Origin of the sequence: Nitrosomonas sp. (assembly GCF_019752095.1) — a bacterium.
In the GTDB taxonomy this organism is placed as follows: Bacteria; Pseudomonadota; Gammaproteobacteria; order Burkholderiales; family Nitrosomonadaceae; genus Nitrosomonas.
The window spans coordinates 45,079-66,952 of record NZ_JAIEMO010000035.1; the positions used below are offsets into that span (position 1 = coordinate 45,079).

Consider the following 21,874-nt stretch of genomic DNA (forward strand, 5'->3'; position numbering starts at 1 on the left):
GGGGACGCATTTAATTGTATTAACACGCTGTATTGCTTTATGATAAATCTGTAATGACAAGCCACTCTCGCATCAATGATGAGCAATATCAAAATTACATCCTGCAGGGTGTCTCACGCACTTTTGCATTAACCATTCCACAATTGCCTGAGACTTTACGCTGCATCATCGGAAATGCATACCTACTTTGTCGTATCACTGACACGATTGAAGATGATAATACTCTGACAATAGAACAAACCCGACAATTATCGGACATGTTTGCTGAAGTGGTATGTGGAAATGCATCAGCGGAGGAGTTCTCACAAATATTGCACCCTCTCCTTTCCGAGCAAACCATTCCTGCAGAACATGACTTAATTAAAAATACACCCGCAGTTATTCGCATCACACACAGTTTTAATCCTGTGCAGCGCAAAGCATTGGAGCGATGCGTTAGAATTATGGCGCATGGTATGGCGGACTATCAGGAAACCGAATCTTTGGAAGGACTCAAAGATTTATCCGCAATGAACCTATATTGTTACTACGTTGCAGGCGTTGTCGGTGAAATGTTAACCGAGCTATTCTGTGATTACTCAGAGGAAATCAACGCGCATAAACCCGCTTTGATGAAACTTGCCGTATCATTTGGACAGGGCTTGCAAATGACAAACATTCTTAAAGACATATGGGATGACCGTGAGCGTGGTGCATGCTGGCTGCCACAAGATATTTTTCTTAAAAATGGATTTGATCTCAGCAAATTGCATCCTGGCATGAGTGATACCAAATTTCAAGCCGGATTAGCAGAACTATTGGGGGTTGCCAAAGGGCATTTACTTAACGCCTTGGTCTACACTAGCCTAATCCCTCCGCACGAAAAAGGTATTCGCCGTTTTTGTTTATGGGCCATTGGCATGGCCATTCTGACTCTCAACAAAATAAATCAACACCGGAATTTTTCTGCAGGAGCGCAAGTAAAGATCAGTCGTCGTAGCGTAAAAGCGACCATTGTAACAACCAGCTTGTTTGCCAGTCACAACTGGATACTCGAGCTATTGTTCAAGTATACTTCCAGAAACCTTCCTAAAGTTAGCTTACACCAAGCTGTGTTATCAGAAATTAACTGAGCAATTGCGATAATATGAAATCATTGGTTACAGGCGCAACTGGATTTCTCGGTTCAGCGGTCATGCGATGTTTGCTAACTGCCGGACATGACGTTCGTGTTCTGGCTAGACCAAACAATGATCGGAGAAATCTTAGAAATTTTGCGGTTGAAATTTCCGAAGGCGATCTACGTGACCCTGAATCCCTGAAACGTGCAGTTCGTGGTTGCGACAGCCTTTTTCATGTCGCTGCTGATTATCGCCTCTGGGTCCCTGACCCCGAAACCATGTATGATATTAACATTAATGGTACGCGTGCACTCATCTTAGCTGCTCATCAGGAAGGCATAAAACGCATGATATATACTAGCAGTGTGGCGACACTCGGCCTCAATACCAATGGAGCACCGGCCGACGAAGAAACTCCATCCGATATTTCTACGATTTCCGGATACTATAAACGCTCCAAATATCTCGCCGAACAAATGGTGAAGCAATTAACCGATGAGCACCACTTACCCTTAACTATCGTCAATCCTTCGGCTCCGATAGGTCCCGGAGACATTCGCCCCACCCCAACTGGGCGCATCATATTAGATACACTCATGGGTCGCATGCCTGCTTACGTCAATACTGGACTGAACGTTGCTCATGTCGATGATATTGCATATGGTCATTTATTAGCGTATCAGCACGGAAAAATAGGGGAACGTTATATATTAGGTGGCGATGACATGACTCTGCTACAAATCTTACAAACTATTGATTCAATCACCGGAAAAAAGAAGAACCGTATCAACATACCTATCAGTGTAATGTTGCCTATAGCATGGTATATGGAAAAAATTGCAAACCTCACGCACTCAGAACCGCGCGCAACGATGGATAGTATTCGTATGGCCAAGAAAACAATGTTTTTCTCCAGTAAAAAAGCACAGCATGAATTAGGCTACCAATACCGCCCGGCATTTGAAGCAATTAGAGACGCAGTTAACTGGTTCAAAGCAAATGGTTACAGCAACAAACTAATCAAAAAACATTTGTCCTAAAAACACCATAAACCCAGGCTGATTTTGTTATTTCTTATTGCATAACTCCATACTTCATATATTCATGAAGACCCTCAACAGAATAATTCATAATTACTGTTAATTATTTTCATTATAGTTTCCCTAAATACCGTCGATTACATCTCGTAGTGTTAATCAATCTGAAGTGCATTATAATTTTTAAACCTTAAAGTAATGATTTCTACGCAATCTTCTTCTGGCTTAATCTAAATTTTCATAGTCATTTGTCGTAAATACAACCAGCAAGATTGACACAAATAAAACTATTCAATTAACCAGTTACAGATTGAGCAACTCGAGTAGTACGAAAAATATAACTATTTTCGGAGAAAAGCATGACGGACAAAAATATGAAGATCCTAGTAGTCGATGATTTTTCTACCATGCGTAGAATCATTCGCAATCTTTTAAAAGAACTTGGATTTGTCAATGTTGACGAAGCTGAAGATGGTGCAAGCGCATTACGTAAACTGCAAGACGGTAACTTTGACTTTATTGTATCCGATTGGAATATGCCCAATATGGATGGGTTAACTATGCTGCAAAATGTGCGCGCGAACTCTGCACTAAAAGATATTCCCGTCCTTATGGTCACCGCTGAAGCCAAAAAAGAAAACATTGTGGCTGCCGCTCAAGCCGGCGCAAGCGGTTATATTGTTAAACCATTCACTGCCGTCGTGCTCGAGGAAAAACTAAATAAAATTTTCCAGAACATGAAAGCCAAAATTGCTGAAAAGGCATGAATTTCTTCTAACAACGAATAGGTAAGTTAACTATGAATACAAAAGGTCAGATGAAAGTAAAAGTTAACGAAATTGATCCAGCTTCAACCCCAAAAAAATCCAGAAAATCGATTCAATTAACTGATGCATCAAAAAATTTCGAAACTAAATTCGACGATAACCAAGAACCCATAATAACTGAAAAGAAAATTCTTGATCAGGTTGGATTGTTAACACGGAACTTACACGATAGCTTACGGGAATTAGGATATGACAAACGTCTCCAAGACATCGCTTCTGAAGTGCCCGATGCTCAAGATAAACTGGCTTATGTCGCCACAAAAACTGAACAAGCTGCTGAGCGCACACTCAGTGCCACTGAAATCGCAATGCCAATTCAAGATAAACTTTCAAATGATGCAATTTATCTATCTGAGCAATGGAAAAAAGCCTTTGAAACCCAGCAAGCGAATCCAGACCCTGAAATATTCAAAACATTGCTTATTGAAACACTTCAATATCTTGACAAGGTACCCAAACAAACTAGCGCAACCAATGCCCAATTACTTGAGATAATGATGGCACAAGACTTCCAAGATCTGACAGGCCAGGTCATCAAGAAAATTACGCATATGGTACAAAGTTTAGAAAAAGATCTAATTGATCTTTTACTTGCCAATGTCCCTGCCAAGAAGATTACAACAGAACACGAAGGACTCATGAATGGACCAGTTATCAACCCTGAGAAAAGAAATGATGTCGTATGCAATCAAAACCAAGCGGATGATTTGTTAGCTAGTCTTGGTTTCTGAGAGAGGTAGCTTCATCTAATTCGTAGTCGTCGCGACTTGATCTGACAGTTATTCGACATCACGAGGTGCCTATCAGATCAAGTTCAGTTTCCCATAAGAAGCAACTTGTGTTTTTAGTGGTTCAATGACTTAGAATGTCTAGTGATCTCTGATCTTCTCTAAACAATTTAATAGTGTATAAATATATTTATTGTTCCTTTTTAACGTAGTGTCAGGGCTTAAGTGCTTGTCCAGTCTGGCGACACCACTTCACTTCACAAATGACTCATTAGCGCCCAAAACGAGATGCCTGCAATTTTATATCGGCACGCGCCCAAGCCTGCTCAAAGCGTGCTGCGATAATGGCCGCATCATCGTTTTTGTTTTGTGCTCGCAATGCCTGTGCTAAGCCGTAAAGCGCCCATCCATTATTGCGATTCCGGCGCAAATCTTCCCAATAAACTGTTTCCGCTTCATTGGGTCGCCCTGATTCCAGAAGGATAGCACCCAACACCAGCCGTGGCGGCAAGTGAAATTCCGACGGCTCGGTGTACACCAAAGCATCTTCTAGGCGAACCGCTTTTTCAAGATATGCAATAGCCTGATCGAACTGCCCTCGCGCAGCGGCAATCTCTCCTGCCAAGACTTCAGGCGCAGCGTTCAGCACAGTCTTAGTGGTATTTTTTGAGAGCAGCGGACTATCCAGCAGCGGATCTTTCATAATCTTGCGCAACGTTTCCAGTTCCTTTTCGGCTTGCTGCAATTGTTGTGTTGCGACAAATGCGAGACCACGTACATAGTGCCAGCTTCCGGTTAAAAACAAATTGGTTGCGGGGGGTGCAGGCTGCGCAAGAATTTCCTGCCAGTGCCCGAATCGTGCAAGCGCCCAAAATGGCGCTACGCGGAATATAGCGGTCAGCGGTATTGTTTTCAACACTTCATCGTCAATCCTGCTAGCTGCTTCCTGCGCAGCGCGAATGGCAAGCTTACTCTGACCGTCTAGTGTCGCTGCAAACCAAAGAAAATGAATGTTGTGCGGATAGTACACCATCGGATACAAACCTTGCGCCTGGCATTGCGAGATATAATCTTCATCCGCCGCGATTGCAAGTTGGTTGCTCTTTATTGAGTCAGCGTAGCGACCGACGCGCTGATAAATATGAGAGGACATGTGTATCAAGTGTCCCGCTGCGGGCATCAACGTCAGCAACGTGTCGGCTGCTTGCTCTGCGCGCTCGGGAGTGCTAGTCGGCTCTATCAAGTGAATATACATATGCAGAGCGCCGGGATGTTTCGGATTGCGTCGCAACACTTCTTCGGTCAACGCAACGATCTCAGCTGTTCCTTCATACGGCTGGCCATCAAGCATCCAATAGCCCCAAGGCCGCAAGTCCATCATGGATTCCACATAAAGCATCGCAACATCCTCATCATGTGGAAAACGCTGAAGCACTTCCCTCATGGCCTGTGCGTAAGCCCTATCATTTGCTTCTCGATGCTCGGTTTGCCCCGAATAACGTTTTTCAAGGGCATTGATAAGCGCTTGTTCCTTCGGCGATGCATTCTTCATCAGCGATTTAGCCTTTTGCACGATCTCTAACGCTTGAGGCTCTTCATTCGGTTCCATCATTGCGTTGATGTTAGGACCGAGTACCAGCGCTTGCCCCCAGTAAACCATTGCAAGATCTGGCTCAATTCGTGCCGCCTCGCGAAATGCCCGGCGTGCCTCGGCATGATTGAATGCATAGGCAAGATTGAGCCCCTGGTTGATGTATTGTTGCGCTAGCGGGTTACGCGTGCTAACCGGAAACGTATGCGAACCCAGATTAAGCAACCTGGGGGCAAGCTGACCACCCGGGCCTGGCTTATGTGCCAACTCGGATGCCGCGTAATGCTGATGCCCTCCTTTCGATTCTGCTGCAACAAAATTTTTTGGCGTTCCAGTTTCAGCAAATGACTCGCAGACGCTTGCCAAAACCAACATCGAAATGAAAAACGTGGAATGAACAGCAGCAGCATAAAATTGCATGGTATATCCCTCCTGAATAAATTGGCACCGTTAAATGACTATGGTCACTTACCTTTCGCCTACCAAAATGTAGAATTCATAAAATCAGTTTTCTGTGCATTATTAACAGATGGAAACAGTCGACCTTACGAACCATCGTAATTCACTTATTCTACTCGGCAGTAGTAGGATCAATCACAGTTTTGATTCGAGAAATGCGATTGGCTGGAAACTCGCCTTGTTCAGCATGCGCTCTGACGGCAGCTTCGTCAGGCGCAATGTAGATGCAATAAACCTTATCATCCGTTACATAGCTTTCCAGCCATTGAATCCGTGGCCCCATATTACTCAATACACCGCATGATTTCTGAGAAATGGCTTGTAAATCATGGGGTGTTAATGCACCTGCTCCAGGAATTTCACGTTCTATTATATATTTTGGCATAGTGCCTCCAATAAAATTATTTAAAAATATGACCAGTCGTATTTAATTCAGATAAAAAAATTAAGGCATAAAATAATCTCCTAGTAAATTTTGACAACATTGCTTAGCTGGAGCAGATGATTTTTCTATTTTCATTCGCAATAAAGCACCCTGCCAGGCATTTATCAGCAAGTCAGCCATTTCTTCAGCCGATTTATCCGATCTTACCGCCCCTTGCCGTTGCGCTTTCGCTAACCCATACTGCAATAAATCCCGATAGCGTTTGACCGCCGATTGAAGGGATTTCTGGCAAACCTCACTGGTATCGCCCAGTTCGCCCATCAAATTGCCTAAAAGACATCCCCCCTTAAACTCGTTTCTCTCAAGCTCTGCAATAAGCTCATCAAAATAACACCGAATTGCACCGAGTGCATCCATACCAGAGCAATCCAAATGTCCGGCTAATTGTGCAATAAATGGACCGATATAGTGCTGGATAACATTAGCCCCAAAATCTTCTTTACTGTCAAAATAATTATAAAAAGAACCCTTGGGGACGTTCACCGCATCGAGAATTTCCTGCAATCCGGTACCGTGATAACCTTGCCCCATAAACAGTGCAACACCTTCATTTAGCAAGCTCTCTCGATTAAACTCTTTTTTATTTGATTTTGACATCGCCAAATAATACGACCGGTTGTCTTATTTGTCAATTACTAAAACACAACTGATAGCTTCTTAGCGGGATATGCTCATCGCCATAGCAAAATTTTGACGGCAGATATTACATCTGACACTCTCATCCAAGCACTCTAGACCGCTGCAAGTTTAAATACGAATCTGAAAAAAAGCACCTACTTCACAAAGCAAAACGAACTAACTTAATCGTCATCGCTTGTGCTAATACAAGAGGATTAATATTTGATGAAAATCACATACAGTTAAACAAACTTGGCAAGCAGCTTGAGAATAATCCCACCAAATTCTTCCGCATTGACAACAATTTTATTAATTTTCTCGTTTTGATCACCCGAACTCCTAACAATTTCCATCAGCTCCGCAAGCTTCTTGACTTCAGCTGAATCTGGGAAAAGACTCTTAACTTCCTCATCTGATAATCGAGTAATTGCTGAAATCTTTCCAGCAAGTTTACTATCCGTTCTATTTCCTGCTCCATCAATAACTTGATCCAACTCTTGCTGAAATTTATCCCAGTCGATTGTCATTTTCACCCCTCATTTACGTAGTTTATCAAGAATGCTCTTGATCTTTTCGCGGTATCTCTCCGTATCTTGCACACGATCTTCAACACTACGTGCAGCAACGACCAGCTCGGATACCGCCTGATCAGTTTGGTTGACAAATTTATCGATATCCGTATTTGTCATTCCGATCATATCGAGATAACGCTTTCTGTTCTCTTCTATTTTTGATGTGGATTGCAAGAAAGCAGTCAATGAATTATTAATCGCTCTTGCTTGGTCATACTCCGCTTTAAGCTTGCTTCGTATCTCCGCTTCAAGTTCGTCCAGCGGCTGGATCAACTCCACACGCTTCTGGTTAATCTTCACTTGGAGTTTAGGTCCAGCCAGCGTAATAAAGTTTAAGCGATCTTTTGCATTTTGTGATTGGACGACCTGCCTCCACATTGCATCGATTTTGGGGTCACTGAAAAACTCTTGGGCAAATATCGGTATCCATACCTCTTCCAAAAAATTATCTACGCGCAATCTTTTGTCACGAAAAAACTCCTGCAGAAGCCTAACATGCGCCACCTCCAGAGAAGAAATTCGTGCACCCAACTGCGCTGAAAGCTCCGGAGCCTCAGATGGTATTGATACACATCCCGTCAATGACATCACTACAAAAATAATCGAAAGTATTTTCTGTTTCATGAACACCTCAAAGATGAAGGGGGTTTAAACTTCGGGTAATATTTTGAGACAAAATATTACCTTACTGCAAGAAACTTTTATTCCTTCAGATCCACAGACACTAATTTTATGCGAATCCTATCAGCTGGCATCGCATCTGGGTCAATAAAATTAGGCCTATTGATTTATAATCTCTTTCAAATACTATTTAAACTGTTATCTTTCTAAGGACATTGAATGGTTCATCTATCGAAGCCAACTAGACTCTCTCTTTTCATTATAATATTATTGATTATTTCGTTCCCCGCCTTGACTAGCGAACCTCCTGCCGCTGTAGACTGTTGCCAACAATCTGACGCACAACAGCCAGACTTGATCGAACTACCTGCTGAGGCAATTCAACAACTTAAAATTGATGCAGGATTTGGCTGGGGAATTTTTAGTGGCACCATCTACAATGGCAATGACCGCTATTATGTGACACAACTCATTGTCAGCATGACACCGATCCACGATCATCACCAGATGCATATGCATGAAAATATGTCGCATGAAACGAAGCAACACCAAATCAACCTAGAGCTACCGCCAGTAACGAAAGGCGCTCTCTCCATGGCGCTTACAGATGATGATGTCCATGTGCATGATTTCAAGTGGGAAGTCATCAAAGTCATGGGATATCAAGTACCCTAACTAATCAACAGGATGCAGCTTATGCTAGCATTTCTTCTATTTAAGGTTTATCGGAAAAGTGATTACTACCATTTCCCTCGTGACACAGTGTATTATCGTGCTAAATGTTTAAAGTAATTTTGCACCTTTTTTTGCGCCTCTTTCTAACTTATAAAATAATAAAGGCAAGTCATGGTTAGCGCATCCAACGTCAAGATTTTGATTCTCGATGACGATAGCTTCATGCTCAAACTCCTGACACGCATGCTTGCCAAGCTGGGCTATACTTCCGTCGTTACTTGCGACAACGGTTCCGATGCTCTGAAGAAAATTGATCAAATCGACACCTGCCCAGATTTAATTCTACTCGACTTGAATATGCCCGATATGGATGGTATTGAGTTTGTGCGTTATTTGGTAGATCGGCAATATCACGGCAAACTAATTTTAGTCAGTGGTGAAGACGAACGCATGCTTAAAACCGCTGAGCGACTGGTTCATGCACACAAAATATCCATGCTTGGCTACCTGCTCAAACCCGTAAATCCTGAAAAGCTATCTGAAATACTACAACAATGGGAACCTGATTCTTCAACCGAGCAGCAACCTAACAAAAAAATTTATGTCGCAGCAGATATTCAATCCGCTCTTGCTCAGCATGAATTAGTCAATTACTACCAACCTAAAGTATCGGTAGCAACAGGCGATGTTATAGGCGCAGAAACATTGGTGCGCTGGCATCATCCAAAAGATGGAATCATATTACCCGATCGGTTCATTAGCATCGCAGAAGAAAATAATCTGATTGACGACTTGACACACCAAGTTTTGCAGCAGGCCATAGCCCAGGCCAAGCAATGGCATGAGAAGGGGCTGACACTGCGGATTGGAATTAATGTTTCAATGGATAATCTGGCATCACTGGACTTCCAAGACTTCGTCGTTAATCTGGTGACCGAAAACGGCTTGCCGCCACAAAAGATCGTACTCGAAGTCACAGAAAGCCAATTAATGGGATCCGATACACGAATACCACTGGAAATCCTAACACGCTTGCGCCTCAAAAGATTTCATTTGTCGATTGACGATTTTGGTACCGGACATTCATCAATGGCGCAGTTACGCGATATTCCTTTCAATGAACTTAAAATTGACCAAGGCTTCGTGCATCGCGCGTGTGAAGATGACACATTGCGCGCCATTTACGATGCCAGTTTATCGATGGGCAAACAACTGGGCATGGATATCGTAGCGGAAGGCGTCGAGGATCGTAACGATTGGGAATTTTTGCGGCAAACAGGGTGCGATATGGCACAAGGAAATTTTATTTCCAGGCCGTTGCTGCCTAATGATTTTCCCCGCTGGATGGAAGAATGGCAAAATAAAGTACGCACCGAATTAATCGTCGCGCCAGAGTAGCTTACGATTGTTAATGAGCTGGGGCAAACACTTCATGCACCTGGCTAAACGATGCACCCGGCGTCAGACCACCGCTGATGACATGCAGTCGGCCATTGACTACAGCCGCGCCCAAGCCATGCCGTGCCGTCGGCATCGGCGCCATAGTCACCCAGCGATCTTCTTCCGGCAGGTACATTTCATGCGTATCGAACGTGCCTTCACCGGATTCACCACCCACCACGAAAATGCGTCCGTCGATAACACCAGCGGCAATACCGCTACGTGCGGTCGGTAATTTAGCGCGTGCGTGCCATTGATTCGTGGCGAGGTCATAGGCTTCGACTACATCCATATTTTTGCGGTAATTTAAGCTTGGACGCCCACCAATGGCATAAATTTTGTCGCCTGCAACCACAACCGCCAAATGATCACGTGCTGTCGGCATAGCGGCTGCAGGAGTCCATACGTTGGTTTGCGGGTCGTACACTTCCACGGCGGCGGAATTGTTATCTCCGTCATATCCCCCAATGGCATAGAGATGACCTTGATATACCGCCACGCCTAACGCACCACGCGCGGTCGGCATGGGTGCTAATTCATGCCAGGTCTGATTAACTGGATTAAATTGATACAGCGTTGCAACTGCACGCCATACCGATAAACCACCTTTAGTAAAACCGCCAATCACATACAAATAACCATTTAGAGCGGCAATTCCGGCATGATGACGGCCTTCTGGCAATGGCGTTGTTTCTGTCCAGGCATCGGTAGCTGGATCATAGATTTCTACCATGCGACTGATAGCGAAATCCAGTACATTGCTAAGACTTGGCTGACTGAATCCACCGACCGCATAGATTTTTCCGTCCAATGCGGCTGCCGCAATCTCAGTGCGCTTCTCCAATGTCGGAGCCGCATTATGCCAAACGCCAAGATCAGCAGATTCGGCCTGTAATAACGCCGTTTTAAAAAGAACCAGCAGGACAATCAGAAATCTTAATTTTGACACGGCATTCCTCCTTTTGATTTGGCTGAATGATAACTGCAAAACACATGATTTTGCCTTACACAACCTTTTCCAAATAATCAATTGTCAAGCCAGAAGCTTTCGGTATTCCCAAATGCAATGGATACGCTTCAACTTGACCGGTCAAGCAGTAGCCTCTACGTTGGTAAAATGCGATCAATTCCGGTCGCTGCGATACCACGAACATAATAAATTTGCGCACTTGCATTGTGTGACAAGCAAAGACCTCCACTTGTTCAAGCATATATTTACCAAATCCTTGCTGTTGCAGACTTGGGTGAACCGAGAAAAAACCGATGTAGGCATGCTCGTCTTCTTTCGCGATATAAATACACGACGCCAGCATGAAAGGTTGATTGGCAACAAAAAAACAAGCATCAGGGTGCGCCATAGCAGCTTCTATTTCCAGCCGATCGGTTCTGTCACCTTGAATAATTGCAGCTTCTGTGGTCCAGCCAATCTCCCCGCGATAGGTCTGATTGATCAGATCACTAATCGCTTGCGCTTGGTGATAACCGGCCTTTTCAAGACGACAAGTAGAGAAATCCATCCGATAATATTGAATTCTTTGGAATGTAGCGCCGAGGGAATCTAGTCAACACCCAAGACCGGACTTTTGGTCAAAGCAACCAATACGATATAAGCAAATACAAAAAGGGCTGCAACCCAAGCGGCAATCCTTGTTTTGCGGGTTTTGCCAAAGCGCATCGCTACCATGCCTAGACCAATATACACCAGCAAACCGAATATCTTCGCAGCCAGCCAAGCATGTTCTAGCGGATTCTGCTGGATCGCGATCGCCAGTAGAATGGCACTGACAAGTAACACCGTATCGTTGATATGCGGCAGGATCTTAACCCAGCGTTGGCGCAGGTTTTCAGAATCCTGAATTAGCCAAATACCGCGTAAAAAAAATAACGAGAAACTCAAAATCACGCTACCGACATGAACCATTTTCAATAATGCGTAATCCATTATCAGTAGCCAGGAATTAGCCAACCGTGGCTACCAGCCACGGCACCGGCAATGGTAATCAAGCTAAGTATCAATAAGGTCATATGCTTACGCTGAATTTTAATAAACATTTCCGCTGTGATATTTTTCTGCGCCGATACTGCAGCTTGGCGGCGGGCACGCGGTTCCATAACAAACAACATCACGCTAAACAACAACCAAATTAACACCATGGTATGCATCCACCAATATTGCCAATGCACAAAACGTTGCCAGACATCCAACGCGTACACCATGTAAAAACCACTTAAACCGACGACCAATGTAGTAACCCGCGCCTGTGCGGCAAAACGTTGCCGGAAACGAGTAAAAATTTCTATCGCTTCCGCTGCTGATGACATGCGCGCGAGCATCGGTAACAGCAACAAGGTTACCATCGCTACACCACCAATCCACAGAACTACACCCAGTACATGCAATACTCGGGCAAGTATCAATTCGTCCATGCATTTATTACCAGTTTAGTAGCAAACTTAGAAAACATTAAAAACCACTCTAAAATCGAGTTCATCTGGATGTTAAGCAACACAGCCCCTCTCTGCGCATAAACAACGCCGTTTATAATGAAATAAGTCGTCGATCACTCATTCTCTGAAACCCATACTTCGGCTTCTTCATAATTATGAAACACCATTACGTTGGCGTTAACAAACAGATTAAAAACCCAAGTACCCCAAGTCTGCCATTCGTCATCCGTGACAACGGCCACTCGGTTAAACTCGCTGCCATGATCACGCATGAACTTGACTTCTTCCCAGGCGACATCGACGGTGTAATTCAGCATGTCACGCCAATCAAACAAAAGATTCGCCTTGCCATCAAAGTGCTGCTTGTATAACACCTGCTGCTCAAATTCATGATAATCGGTCAAGGTAAATTCGCCAATGACTGCAACAATTACCAAGTTACCCTTTTTTTGAATTGTAATCATGATCCCATCCCAAATAATAACAAGCTCATCATAGGCAATTAAACAGATTGGTGCAAATTTTGCCTGCTAGCAACTGGCGGCAAGATCACTTTTGAGTAACGGCTGGCGTCAATTTAAAACCTAAAATACCACTGAGTAATCCACCCGCAACGATCAACCCCATACCCAACCAAGCAATCGGCGATAAAATTTCATTCCAAAACCAGATTCCCCAAAGACTGGAAAATAATATCGTGCTATAACCCAATGAAGATACGACCAGAGTAACACCTCGATGATAAGCACGCGTCATCGCCAATTGTGCCAGGGTTGCAACCAGACCAATTCCGAGCAACAACAACAATCCATGACCGGTAATCGGGCTAAATGTGGTAAATAGCAGCCACACACCGGTTAACACAGTACTAATCAAGGTAAAATAAAACACTACGAGCCATTCCGTTTCACCCAGATTACCTAATTGCTTGACATTGATATATGCGATCGCTGCAAAAAAACCTGATGCAATGCCCATTACGCCCGAAAACCATTGCTCATCTGGCACGGTAGGACGCAACAATAACATCACCCCCATAAAGCCCAATATCACAGTCACGACCAGTGGCCAATGAATATGCTCTTTCAGAATCAGAGTGGAAAATAATGCGGCAAAAAGAGGCCAAGTATAATTCAGCGAAACGGCGGTAGCTAACGGCAATTGCGTTAAGCAATAAAAGAACATCAACAGGCTGACCAAGCCGGTTACTCCGCGCCAACAGTGAATCCGCCAATGGGGCGTGCGCACCGACAAGCGATAAAAACGAAGAATCAGATAGGTCATCCAAACACCAAACAGCGATCGATAAAATACCAGCTCGGTGCTGGAAAAATAGGCAGCCCCGAGTTTAACCAGCACCCCCATGCAAGCAAACATAAATGCAGCAACCAGCATCCACATCGAACGCATTAATCTGTCTTCCTTGAATATTGAAATTACGACTGAACAGCCATCAAAGGCGTGATCCGATCTCACGTCGCAGGAATTGATGAAAATGCTCCATCCCGGCCTCCATTGGCATTTGATAAGGTCCTACTTCGTTCAGATTCTGAGCATATAACGCACGCCGACCTGCAGTCATCAATTGACAGATTTCTTCATCTTCACGCGCGGTTTCCTTATAGGCAGCCTGTTCAGCTTCCACAAAATCACGTTCGAATAATGCAATTTCTTCTGGATAATAGAATTCAACCACATTCATGCAACTTTCAATGCCGGTCGGCAATATCGTACTAACAACAAGCGTATAGGGATACCACTCCAACATGATATTAGGAAAATACAGCAACCAAATGGCACCATGTGGTGGCATTTTTCCTTCAGTTTGCTGTAGCACTTGCTCATGCCATTTAGCATACACGGGACTACCAGGCCTCTGCAGACGCGCGCAATCGATGGCTATTGTTTGCGCGCTGTACCAACTGTCAAACTCCCAATTGAGTTTTTCGGTATCGACGAAATGACCCAGGCCCGGATGAAACGAATCGACATGATAATCCTCCAGATAAACCTCTATAAATGTCTTCCAGTTACAATCGTAATGTTCGATCTGCACACGATCCATCAAGTAACCGGAAAAATCAAAACACTGAAGAACATCGGAACTCAATTTTGCCAAATCCTGTGCCACGTTACGCTTACCAGCAAAAAGCAAACCATTCCAGGTTTGCAGCGGCGTTTTTGCAAGATTGAGGCAAGGATTCTGATCAAAATGCGGTGCGCCCAGCAATTTCCCATCCAGCGCGTACGTCCAACGATGAATCGGGCACACAATGTTTTTGGTATTACTCCTGCCACTCAATAGCAGAGCTTGCCGATGTCGACAAACATTAGAAAGCAATTCAATCCCTTGTCCATTACGCACCAACACTTTGGCTTTCCCCATCCGTTCCGGTACGTAATAATCTCCAATATTTGGTACCATTGCTTCATGACCCACGTATCCAAGCCCTTGGTCGAACAGTATACGTTTTTCAATTTCAAGGATTCTTGGATCCAGGTACCAGTCAATGGGGAGTTGCGCTGACAGTTCTGTCAGTTGTGAGATCTCAGCCATATTTGACATATAAATACCTTATATTCTCCCTAGTAAAAAATTAGCGGAAAAAGACACACGAAAAGATAAAAATTTAAAACCAAATTATGCAAGTAAAAAACGAAAAAACGATTGCTTGGCTATAATAGCAATCTTAATAGTAAAATATCAGCATCCGCCTATCATTGTGACAACCGCAAAGTGTAAATTGTACAAGATTGAATTTTTAATTAATCAAAAAAGAGAGCATCTTAATGAAATCCACACACTTATTTAAAAAGAATTCATGGATAGCCTTATTATCCACAGCATTTATTGTGGGACTTGTCGCTTGTGATAGTAGTGAGAATACTGCCACAACATCGTCATCCTCCACATCAGCGACCAAAAGAAATATGCCCACCGGCCCAGCCGTGGGTATTTTAGTTGATTCCCCAGTCTCTGGCGTTAGCTATAACGCCTCTTCCGGCAAATCGGGCATAACTGATGAGCAAGGTAATTTTAACTTCAACCATGGCGACAAAATAGAATTCAAATTGGGCGGTTTGACACTGGGAAATATTCCGGGTTCACAAATTGTGACGCCGATTGAACTGGCAGGAGATAACAACAACAAATTACAAAATTTATTGGTCCTATTGCAATCCATTGATTCCGATAGAAATTTATCCAATGGAATTTCCATTTCGCAGGAAACGGCTGCTGCCGTCAAAGGATCCATTAATCTCAACAGTAATCCGGAAACATTTGCTGAATCCGCTAATTTAAAAAGCATCATGGAAGCTGGAGGCATAGAAGGCGAAGCCAGAACCCCTGAGGAGGCACGCGACCATTTCATGTCACAAGGTGTCGCACTGCTCAGCGCACAAATCTGGGTAAGCTATACCGATCAAAACGCCAGCGTACTGCGGGTGGCAGCCGATAGCAGCGGGGAATATTTACAGGGCGACGCCAGACCGGATGATTCCTGTGATGAAAATCGCGTATGTAGTGGGCGAACCATTTTTCAGGCAGGTGTCGAAGCAGGTGTTGTCAGTGCGGTTGATTTCGATAATCGTGGATTCAAGCTAGTTGGTAAACCGACCATCGACACCAACCTCAGAGCTGGTTTATCCGATCCGGGACCAACCCGCAGGGTACGTACCGACGGTTTAGAATTGATGTATTCTGACATTGTAACGGTACAAAGAGAACGAGAAAAAACCAGTGTATTTGGTGAACTCTTTCATATCGCCAAGCCAATCGAACTCAGTAACGAAAATGAAGTGGCAGAAAAAGAAGTCAAGGAAACACGATTCGCAAAAATTGATAACGATGCGACCGGAATCATCGGAGCCTGGGCTTATGATGAAAATGCCATTAAAACACAAACGCTGATATTCTTTCCAAACGGTAAATTTCTAATGATCGACCCAACGGGTGAAGCACAACGCGAAGATCAAGCAGAATGTGGGAAACCCGGTATCGAATTTGCATCGTATTCCTACGACAAGGGAAGCAACAAGCTCGATTTATCAAGGTTTACCTATAACACGAATGGCTGTGTCGGCTTCTCCCATCAGGAAGGTAGCGCAAATTTCTCAATCAGCTCTGACGGAACTACGGCTCAATTAGAAAAATCCCGCGAACCATCCATTACGCTATACCGCGTTTCGAAATAACTTGTTACTCCAATCTTGACACGTTACTCACTGGAATTTGTTCAAAACCAGGTGGGTAACGTCTCTCAGCCGCAATAGTCCCGACTGCTCATGCGCATCATTCGCGTCGCCCTAAATATTCCCAAAGACACTTTATTTGATTATCAAGCCGAAGATGCCAGCATGCACGATATTGGTCTGCGTGTCTGCGTACCATTTGGTAAAAAAAAGATTACGGGCATTATTATGGCGATCAGTACGGAAACTCAGGTCCCAATCGAGAAACTCAAATCCGTTTACTGTATTTTCCGGGAAATAAATCCGCTCCCGCCAGCATTGCTGGATTTGTTCAAATTCTGTAGTCAGTATTACCATCACCCGCTCGGCGGGGTAATCATGAACAGCCTACCCGCACTACTGCGCAACAACAAGCCGATTAAACTGAAAGATTCCACACAACATCCACTGAGTCTCACAAATTTAGGCAGGCAGATTGATATCACTAGTATTCCTGCACGCAATCGCGTGGCGCGCCGCCTACTGACAGAATTTCAGAATGCGGCACAACTGACTTCCCACCAAATCAAACAAATTTCATCGCGCACCAGTAAATTGCTAGATGAATGGAAGCAACTCGGTTGGATAGCCGAACAACCCATAATCAATACAACCACGCCAAAAGCTACAATCATTCCTACCTTGACAGCCGAGCAAGTCAATGCAGTAACCATCGTGACTGCTGGGCTTGAACGATTTAACACTTGGTTGCTGCATGGAGTGACCGGCAGCGGAAAAACCGAGGTGTATTTGCGTATCATCGAGTCGGTTCTGTCACACGATAAGCAAACACTGGTGCTGATCCCGGAAATCAATTTAACACCTCAACTGGAAGCAGTTTTTCGTGCGCGCTTTTGCACCACTTCACTGGTTAATCTGCACAGCGGACTCAACGACACAGAACGGCTAACCGGTTGGCTGCAAGCACAGCTCGGCGAAGCTAAAATTATTCTAGGCACGCGCTTGGCTATTTTTACACCTCTACCCAAATTGGGCTTGATCATCGTCGACGAAGAACACGACAGCTCATTCAAACAACAAGATGGATTGCGTTATTCCGCACGTGACTTAGCGATTTTTCGCGCACGGAAAACAAATATTCCTGTGGTGCTAGGAACCGCCACACCATCCTTGGAAAGTTATTCCAATGCAATCAATGGCCGCTACCAGTATATTCGCCTCAATTCCCGCGCGGTGCAAAGCGCTAGGCTGCCTTCGATTCAGTATATTGACACGCGTATTCATAAATCACAGGATGGATTATCCGAACCACTGCTCAAAGCACTAGAAAAATGTTTATCTGAAAAACACCAAAGCCTGATTTTCATCAACCGGCGCGGCTATGCGCCAGTACTACTATGCAAATCCTGTAGTTGGAATGCGCTCTGTCAGCGTTGTTCCAGTCGTCTAGTGGTTCATTTACGCGATAAAAAATTATGCTGTCACCATTGCGGTCATGAAGAAAAATTCCCGCGAGCTTGCCCGCAATGCGGCAATCAGGATATCGCACCGTTTGGTCAAGGCACACAGCGTGTGGAAGAAGCGCTGATTGCGCATTTTCCATCAGCACGAATTTTGCGCATCGATCGCGACAGCACACGCCGCAAAAATGCCTGGAAAGAAATTTTGCATGCCATCCATAACCACCAAATAGACATTCTGATCGGCACGCAACTGTTGGCCAAAGGGCATGACTTTCCTAATTTATCACTGGTGGGTATTCTGAATGCCGATACCTCGCTCTACAGTACAGATTTTCGCGCCAGTGAACGTTTATTTGCGCAACTCATGCAAGTTTCCGGCCGTGCAGGCCGAGCCAATGTTGCGGGGCATGTGCTAATTCAAACTGAGTTTCCTAATCATCCCCTGTACTATGCGTTGCAGCAGCACGATTATGACACCCTAGCGCAGACTCTGCTAACAGAAAGAGAAATAGCCGGATTCCCGCCCTATGTATATCAAACACTTTTGCGCGCAGAAGCCCACAACATCAAAGTTGTACTTAATTTTCTAAAACAAGCTGCACATTTGGCCAAACCCACCCAAGCGATACAACTTTTTGATCCAGTGCCTGCACAGTTGTTACGTTTAAAAGGAATGGAGCGCGCATACTTACTCATACAGTCAACTTCACGCAAACAGTTGCAGACTTTTCTGGCCGAATGGTATGTGCAAATTAATACATTATCCGCCCGCAAAATACGCTGGGTACTGGATGTTGATCCAATTGAATTTTGATTTATAACAATCACTATCCTCAGCAATGAATCCGATCAAATATCTTAGCAATCATAGCTGCCTTAGTACTTACTTAGTAATATGCTACGCAAAAGAAAATTACATGGGGCATAGTGTCATTTTAATGACAACAATCATTTTATAGCTTCACAAAACGGCGACTTGCGAAGTTTAATAGTATTTCAGTAAACTGCATGTTGCATCTGAGAAATTTGGCTGACACTAAAAACTCACGAACTTGCTCACAAACTATGGCAGCCTACCAAAAATTATTTATCTCTGTTAATCCGGGAACTGTACTTTTATCCGCCTTAATCAAGTGTGGCATACTGACTTCAATTCGGTTGCCGAAATATTCTGCATAAGCCATATACCGATAACCCAGTTGAGGAGGATAAATTGTTTTTTACACGCGATGATCACAAGATTAATATTATCGGCGGCCTACTCCTACTAGGATTAACTTTATCAACAGGTATTGCTGTTTACAGTGCAATGCGGCAGCAGATTGAATCCGTACTTGGCATAGGCTTACGTGTTGCACTACAGGGCAAAGCACTCCTTGTAGAGAACCAAATTCAAAAAGGCATGGGAGATACACACACTTTATCTCTCCGTCCGTTCTTAATTCAATCAATGCAAGAACTCAACGCTCAGCCAGATAATAAAAACGCATTGCAAGATCTTGAGCGAAATGTTAATTCACTCCCCGAGTCAGGTTTTTCTGCCGCAATTGTTTATGATGCCAAGGGCAATACGTTATCTCAAATTGGTCATTTTTCTAAAAATGTAGCTCAATCAATACCGCTTCCGAAATACAATGACACGTTCCTTATCTGGGACAATCAATTTATTCTTCACACTCAGATCGATATTACAGATCAAGAAAAGCGCCATATCGGCAGAATTGTGACAGAAATCAAACTACCACAAGTGACACGCAGATTTAGCGAAATAAGATCCATTGGCAAAACCGGCGAGTTCATATTGTGTGCGCCTCCTACTGCGGACACACAAGCAATGGCTTGTTTTATCAGCCAAATTGACGGTATAAAATTTACGCACCTGAGATATACAAGAGAAGGTGGAATACTGCCAATAAGCCTAGCACTTAATGGCACAAGCGGTGTTATAGCGGTCAAGGATTATCGCCACATACCGGTAATAGAGGCCTATGCGCCACTCCACGGTATTGATTTAGGCATGGTTCTGAAGTTGGATCAGGAGGAATTATTCAGTCCGGTCAATGATCAATTGATGACCATTGTCTTTTATCTTGCCGGATTGATTATTGCTGAGATATTACTATTGAATTGGTTTGTTCGAAAACTGATCAGATCCGAAAGAGAATCACGCAATGCTAAAGAAACTGCAGAACAGATTTCTATCGAACTGAGTCATAAGGAGATTGAGCTGCGCGAACGGCTGAAAGAAATTACCTGCCTGTATGAGATTCGCCGCAACATTGGATTGGATTTATCTGTCGACAAAGCCTGTCAACAGATAATTACACACCTGATACCTGCCATGCAATATCCAGAACATGCTTCGGTAATAATCGAGCTCGACGGGAAACGCATTGCTTCTGCGACTTCGACTGAAAACATGACGCATGAATTAAACTCAAAGATCACTGTGAATGGCACGATATGTGGCCAACTAAGCGTATTCTACCCCCAAGACAAACCGTTCTTAACTTTGGAAGAACAAAAGCTTATCGATGCAATCACCAGTGATCTGGCACGATGGTTGGAGCGTAAGCAAGTCGAAGAGTTATTGCATGAGCGCCTGAAAGAAATCACTTGCCTCTATGAAATTCGTCGCGGCATTGGCATGGAATCGTCGATAGATAACGTTTGCCAGAATATTTTTGAACGCCTGATACCGGCCATGCAATTTCCTGATATGGCAAGTGCCGTAATCGAACTCAATGGCTGGAGATTTACCATAGGAAAATTTGACCCGGAAACTGGACATCGATTACAGTCAAAAGCCAAAATCACTCACAGAAAAACCGGTTACTGGCGTACAGAGCGAGATCCTGCTTGCACTTGCTGCGCCTTGATTTATGTCAATGGTAAAGTGTGCGGTCAAATACGAGTTTATTACCCGGCAGATCATCCTTATCTCATGGTGGAAGAGCAAAATCTCATTAACGCGATCGCCAGCGACTTGGAAAGCTGGCTTGAACGCAAGCGATTAGAACAAGCTCTGGTACTCGTAGCTGAAGAGCAAGCACACACGATCGGACAGGAGTTACATGACAATCTAGGACAGGAAATAGCGGCTATCGGCTATCAAGCCAGGGCGCTGGAGAAACAAATAGTCGCTGCTGGAAACACCAGTATGGCAACAATTGCCGCTTCCATTGCTTCACAAGCACAAATCTCCGTAATACACATCAAGCAACTGGCGCAAGGACTGCTTCCATTTGAAATAGAAGCCAATGGTTTGGTTGCCGCTATACAAGCACTGGCAAACAGGGTCTCGACGACTTACAGCATATCTTGTCTTTTTTCTTGTAAAAATGGCATTATCATTCAAGATAATACTCTGGCACTTAACCTATATCGAATTGCGCAGGAAGCTACCAACAATGCAATTCGCCATGGTAAAGCCCAACATATCACCCTATCCTTATCTTCAAACGAAGAAATACTGTGTTTGTCAATTGCCGATGACGGCAGTGGATTTATTGAAACGGATGGAGCATCGCAAACAACTCCCGGGATGGGTATAAAAATAATGCAATATCGTGCCAAACAGTTGGGCGCAAAATTGAATTTTCTCTCTCGTGCCGAAGGTGGAACAGAAGTTCGTTTAGAAATGCGGATGGCCTAAT

21 protein-coding genes are annotated in these 21,874 nt (G+C 44.0%); 9 read left to right on the top strand and 12 right to left on the bottom strand.

Going from position 1 to position 21,874, the window contains the following annotated elements; all coding sequences use genetic code 11:
• The first annotated feature begins 53 nt into the window (after positions 1-53).
• The 4 genes from K2Q13_RS10815 to cheZ all read left to right on the top strand — a co-directional run bounded on the left by K2Q13_RS10815 (position 54) and on the right by cheZ (position 3,695).
• A complete protein-coding gene (locus K2Q13_RS10815) occupies positions 54-1,112 on the top strand; it encodes a phytoene/squalene synthase family protein (RefSeq protein ID WP_292921109.1) in 1,059 nt (352 codons plus the stop codon).
• 14 nt (positions 1,113-1,126) lie between these two features.
• A complete protein-coding gene (gene hpnA, locus K2Q13_RS10820; RefSeq protein ID WP_292921110.1) occupies positions 1,127-2,140 on the top strand; it encodes a hopanoid-associated sugar epimerase in 1,014 nt (337 codons plus the stop codon).
• A gap of 356 nt (positions 2,141-2,496) precedes the next feature.
• Positions 2,497-2,904 carry a chemotaxis response regulator CheY gene (gene cheY, locus K2Q13_RS10825; protein WP_292921111.1) on the top strand — a complete coding sequence of 136 codons (408 nt, stop codon included), beginning with the start codon at positions 2,497-2,499 and terminating at the stop codon, positions 2,902-2,904.
• 32 nt (positions 2,905-2,936) lie between these two features.
• Positions 2,937-3,695 (top strand): protein phosphatase CheZ, encoded by a 759-nt coding sequence (gene cheZ / locus K2Q13_RS10830; protein WP_292921112.1) that lies wholly within the window; start codon positions 2,937-2,939, stop codon positions 3,693-3,695.
• A 268-nt stretch (positions 3,696-3,963) separates the two neighbouring features.
• On the opposite strand, the gene K2Q13_RS10835 is transcribed toward cheZ, so the two are convergent.
• The 5 genes from K2Q13_RS10835 to K2Q13_RS10855 form a co-directional block, all read right to left on the bottom strand.
• Complete coding sequence (locus tag K2Q13_RS10835; RefSeq protein ID WP_292921113.1) at positions 3,964-5,703, bottom strand: hypothetical protein; 1,740 nt, start codon at positions 5,701-5,703, stop codon at positions 3,964-3,966.
• 151 nt (positions 5,704-5,854) lie between these two features.
• Positions 5,855-6,127, bottom strand: coding sequence for a DUF4242 domain-containing protein (locus K2Q13_RS10840; RefSeq protein WP_292921114.1), 273 nt, complete (start codon positions 6,125-6,127; stop codon positions 5,855-5,857).
• A gap of 60 nt (positions 6,128-6,187) precedes the next feature.
• A complete protein-coding gene (locus K2Q13_RS10845; RefSeq protein ID WP_292921115.1) occupies positions 6,188-6,784 on the bottom strand; it encodes a TetR/AcrR family transcriptional regulator in 597 nt (198 codons plus the stop codon).
• Positions 6,785-7,047: 263 nt separating this feature from the next.
• Positions 7,048-7,332, bottom strand: coding sequence for a hypothetical protein (locus K2Q13_RS10850; RefSeq protein ID WP_292921116.1), 285 nt, complete (start codon positions 7,330-7,332; stop codon positions 7,048-7,050).
• 9 nt (positions 7,333-7,341) lie between these two features.
• Positions 7,342-8,001, bottom strand: a complete 660-nt coding sequence (locus K2Q13_RS10855) for a hypothetical protein (protein ID WP_292921117.1) — start codon at positions 7,999-8,001, stop codon at positions 7,342-7,344.
• Positions 8,002-8,289: 288 nt separating this feature from the next.
• Here K2Q13_RS10855 and K2Q13_RS10860 point away from each other — a divergent pair, with 288 nt between their 5' ends.
• Positions 8,290-8,673, top strand: coding sequence for a hypothetical protein (locus K2Q13_RS10860; protein WP_292921118.1), 384 nt, complete (start codon positions 8,290-8,292; stop codon positions 8,671-8,673).
• 171 nt (positions 8,674-8,844) lie between these two features.
• Positions 8,845-10,071 (top strand): EAL domain-containing protein, encoded by a 1,227-nt coding sequence (locus K2Q13_RS10865; protein ID WP_292921119.1) that lies wholly within the window; start codon positions 8,845-8,847, stop codon positions 10,069-10,071.
• A 10-nt stretch (positions 10,072-10,081) separates the two neighbouring features.
• Here the strand turns inward: K2Q13_RS10865 and K2Q13_RS10870 are convergent, their stop codons facing one another.
• The 7 genes from K2Q13_RS10870 to K2Q13_RS10900 form a co-directional block, all read right to left on the bottom strand.
• Positions 10,082-11,062: a kelch repeat-containing protein gene (locus K2Q13_RS10870; protein WP_292921121.1), complete on the bottom strand. Its 981-nt coding sequence runs from the start codon at positions 11,060-11,062 to the stop codon at positions 10,082-10,084.
• A 55-nt stretch (positions 11,063-11,117) separates the two neighbouring features.
• Complete coding sequence (locus K2Q13_RS10875) at positions 11,118-11,630, bottom strand: GNAT family N-acetyltransferase (RefSeq protein WP_292921122.1); 513 nt, start codon at positions 11,628-11,630, stop codon at positions 11,118-11,120.
• 41 nt (positions 11,631-11,671) lie between these two features.
• Positions 11,672-12,055 (bottom strand): SirB2 family protein, encoded by a 384-nt coding sequence (locus K2Q13_RS10880; RefSeq protein WP_292921123.1) that lies wholly within the window; start codon positions 12,053-12,055, stop codon positions 11,672-11,674.
• A gap of 2 nt (positions 12,056-12,057) precedes the next feature.
• Positions 12,058-12,540 (bottom strand): hypothetical protein, encoded by a 483-nt coding sequence (locus K2Q13_RS10885; RefSeq protein ID WP_292921124.1) that lies wholly within the window; start codon positions 12,538-12,540, stop codon positions 12,058-12,060.
• Positions 12,541-12,674: 134 nt separating this feature from the next.
• Positions 12,675-13,025, bottom strand: coding sequence for an STAS/SEC14 domain-containing protein (locus K2Q13_RS10890; protein ID WP_292921125.1), 351 nt, complete (start codon positions 13,023-13,025; stop codon positions 12,675-12,677).
• 85 nt (positions 13,026-13,110) lie between these two features.
• The gene (locus K2Q13_RS10895) at positions 13,111-13,971 is read right to left on the bottom strand and encodes a DMT family transporter (RefSeq protein WP_292921126.1); all 861 of its coding nucleotides are present in this window, start codon (positions 13,969-13,971) and stop codon (positions 13,111-13,113) included.
• Positions 13,972-14,014: 43 nt separating this feature from the next.
• The gene (locus tag K2Q13_RS10900) at positions 14,015-15,127 is read right to left on the bottom strand and encodes an aromatic ring-hydroxylating dioxygenase subunit alpha (RefSeq protein WP_292921128.1); all 1,113 of its coding nucleotides are present in this window, start codon (positions 15,125-15,127) and stop codon (positions 14,015-14,017) included.
• Positions 15,128-15,351: 224 nt separating this feature from the next.
• Between K2Q13_RS10900 and K2Q13_RS10905 the strand changes: the two genes are divergently transcribed.
• The 3 genes from K2Q13_RS10905 to K2Q13_RS10915 all read left to right on the top strand — a co-directional run bounded on the left by K2Q13_RS10905 (position 15,352) and on the right by K2Q13_RS10915 (position 21,873).
• Positions 15,352-16,758 (top strand): adhesin, encoded by a 1,407-nt coding sequence (locus K2Q13_RS10905; RefSeq protein WP_292921129.1) that lies wholly within the window; start codon positions 15,352-15,354, stop codon positions 16,756-16,758.
• A gap of 90 nt (positions 16,759-16,848) precedes the next feature.
• A complete protein-coding gene (locus K2Q13_RS10910) occupies positions 16,849-19,032 on the top strand; it encodes a primosomal protein N' (protein WP_292921130.1) in 2,184 nt (727 codons plus the stop codon).
• Positions 19,033-19,431: 399 nt separating this feature from the next.
• A complete protein-coding gene (locus K2Q13_RS10915; RefSeq protein ID WP_292921131.1) occupies positions 19,432-21,873 on the top strand; it encodes an ATP-binding protein in 2,442 nt (813 codons plus the stop codon).
• Position 21,874: the final 1 nt, after the last annotated feature.

Coding starts and splice junctions, on each gene's coding strand:
- K2Q13_RS10815 (WP_292921109.1), top strand. CDS start 54: ATGACAAGCCACTCTCGCATCAATGATGAGCAATATCAAAATTACATC.
- hpnA (WP_292921110.1), top strand. CDS start 1,127: ATGAAATCATTGGTTACAGGCGCAACTGGATTTCTCGGTTCAGCGGTC.
- cheY (WP_292921111.1), top strand. CDS start 2,497: ATGACGGACAAAAATATGAAGATCCTAGTAGTCGATGATTTTTCTACC.
- cheZ (WP_292921112.1), top strand. CDS start 2,937: ATGAATACAAAAGGTCAGATGAAAGTAAAAGTTAACGAAATTGATCCA.
- K2Q13_RS10835 (WP_292921113.1), bottom strand. CDS start 5,703: ATGCAATTTTATGCTGCTGCTGTTCATTCCACGTTTTTCATTTCGATG.
- K2Q13_RS10840 (WP_292921114.1), bottom strand. CDS start 6,127: ATGCCAAAATATATAATAGAACGTGAAATTCCTGGAGCAGGTGCATTA.
- K2Q13_RS10845 (WP_292921115.1), bottom strand. CDS start 6,784: ATGTCAAAATCAAATAAAAAAGAGTTTAATCGAGAGAGCTTGCTAAAT.
- K2Q13_RS10850 (WP_292921116.1), bottom strand. CDS start 7,332: ATGACAATCGACTGGGATAAATTTCAGCAAGAGTTGGATCAAGTTATT.
- K2Q13_RS10855 (WP_292921117.1), bottom strand. CDS start 8,001: ATGAAACAGAAAATACTTTCGATTATTTTTGTAGTGATGTCATTGACG.
- K2Q13_RS10865 (WP_292921119.1), top strand. CDS start 8,845: ATGGTTAGCGCATCCAACGTCAAGATTTTGATTCTCGATGACGATAGC.
- K2Q13_RS10875 (WP_292921122.1), bottom strand. CDS start 11,630: ATGGATTTCTCTACTTGTCGTCTTGAAAAGGCCGGTTATCACCAAGCG.
- K2Q13_RS10880 (WP_292921123.1), bottom strand. CDS start 12,055: ATGGATTACGCATTATTGAAAATGGTTCATGTCGGTAGCGTGATTTTG.
- K2Q13_RS10885 (WP_292921124.1), bottom strand. CDS start 12,540: ATGGACGAATTGATACTTGCCCGAGTATTGCATGTACTGGGTGTAGTT.
- K2Q13_RS10890 (WP_292921125.1), bottom strand. CDS start 13,025: ATGATTACAATTCAAAAAAAGGGTAACTTGGTAATTGTTGCAGTCATT.
- K2Q13_RS10895 (WP_292921126.1), bottom strand. CDS start 13,971: ATGCGTTCGATGTGGATGCTGGTTGCTGCATTTATGTTTGCTTGCATG.
- K2Q13_RS10900 (WP_292921128.1), bottom strand. CDS start 15,127: ATGTCAAATATGGCTGAGATCTCACAACTGACAGAACTGTCAGCGCAA.
- K2Q13_RS10905 (WP_292921129.1), top strand. CDS start 15,352: ATGAAATCCACACACTTATTTAAAAAGAATTCATGGATAGCCTTATTA.
- K2Q13_RS10910 (WP_292921130.1), top strand. CDS start 16,849: ATGCGCATCATTCGCGTCGCCCTAAATATTCCCAAAGACACTTTATTT.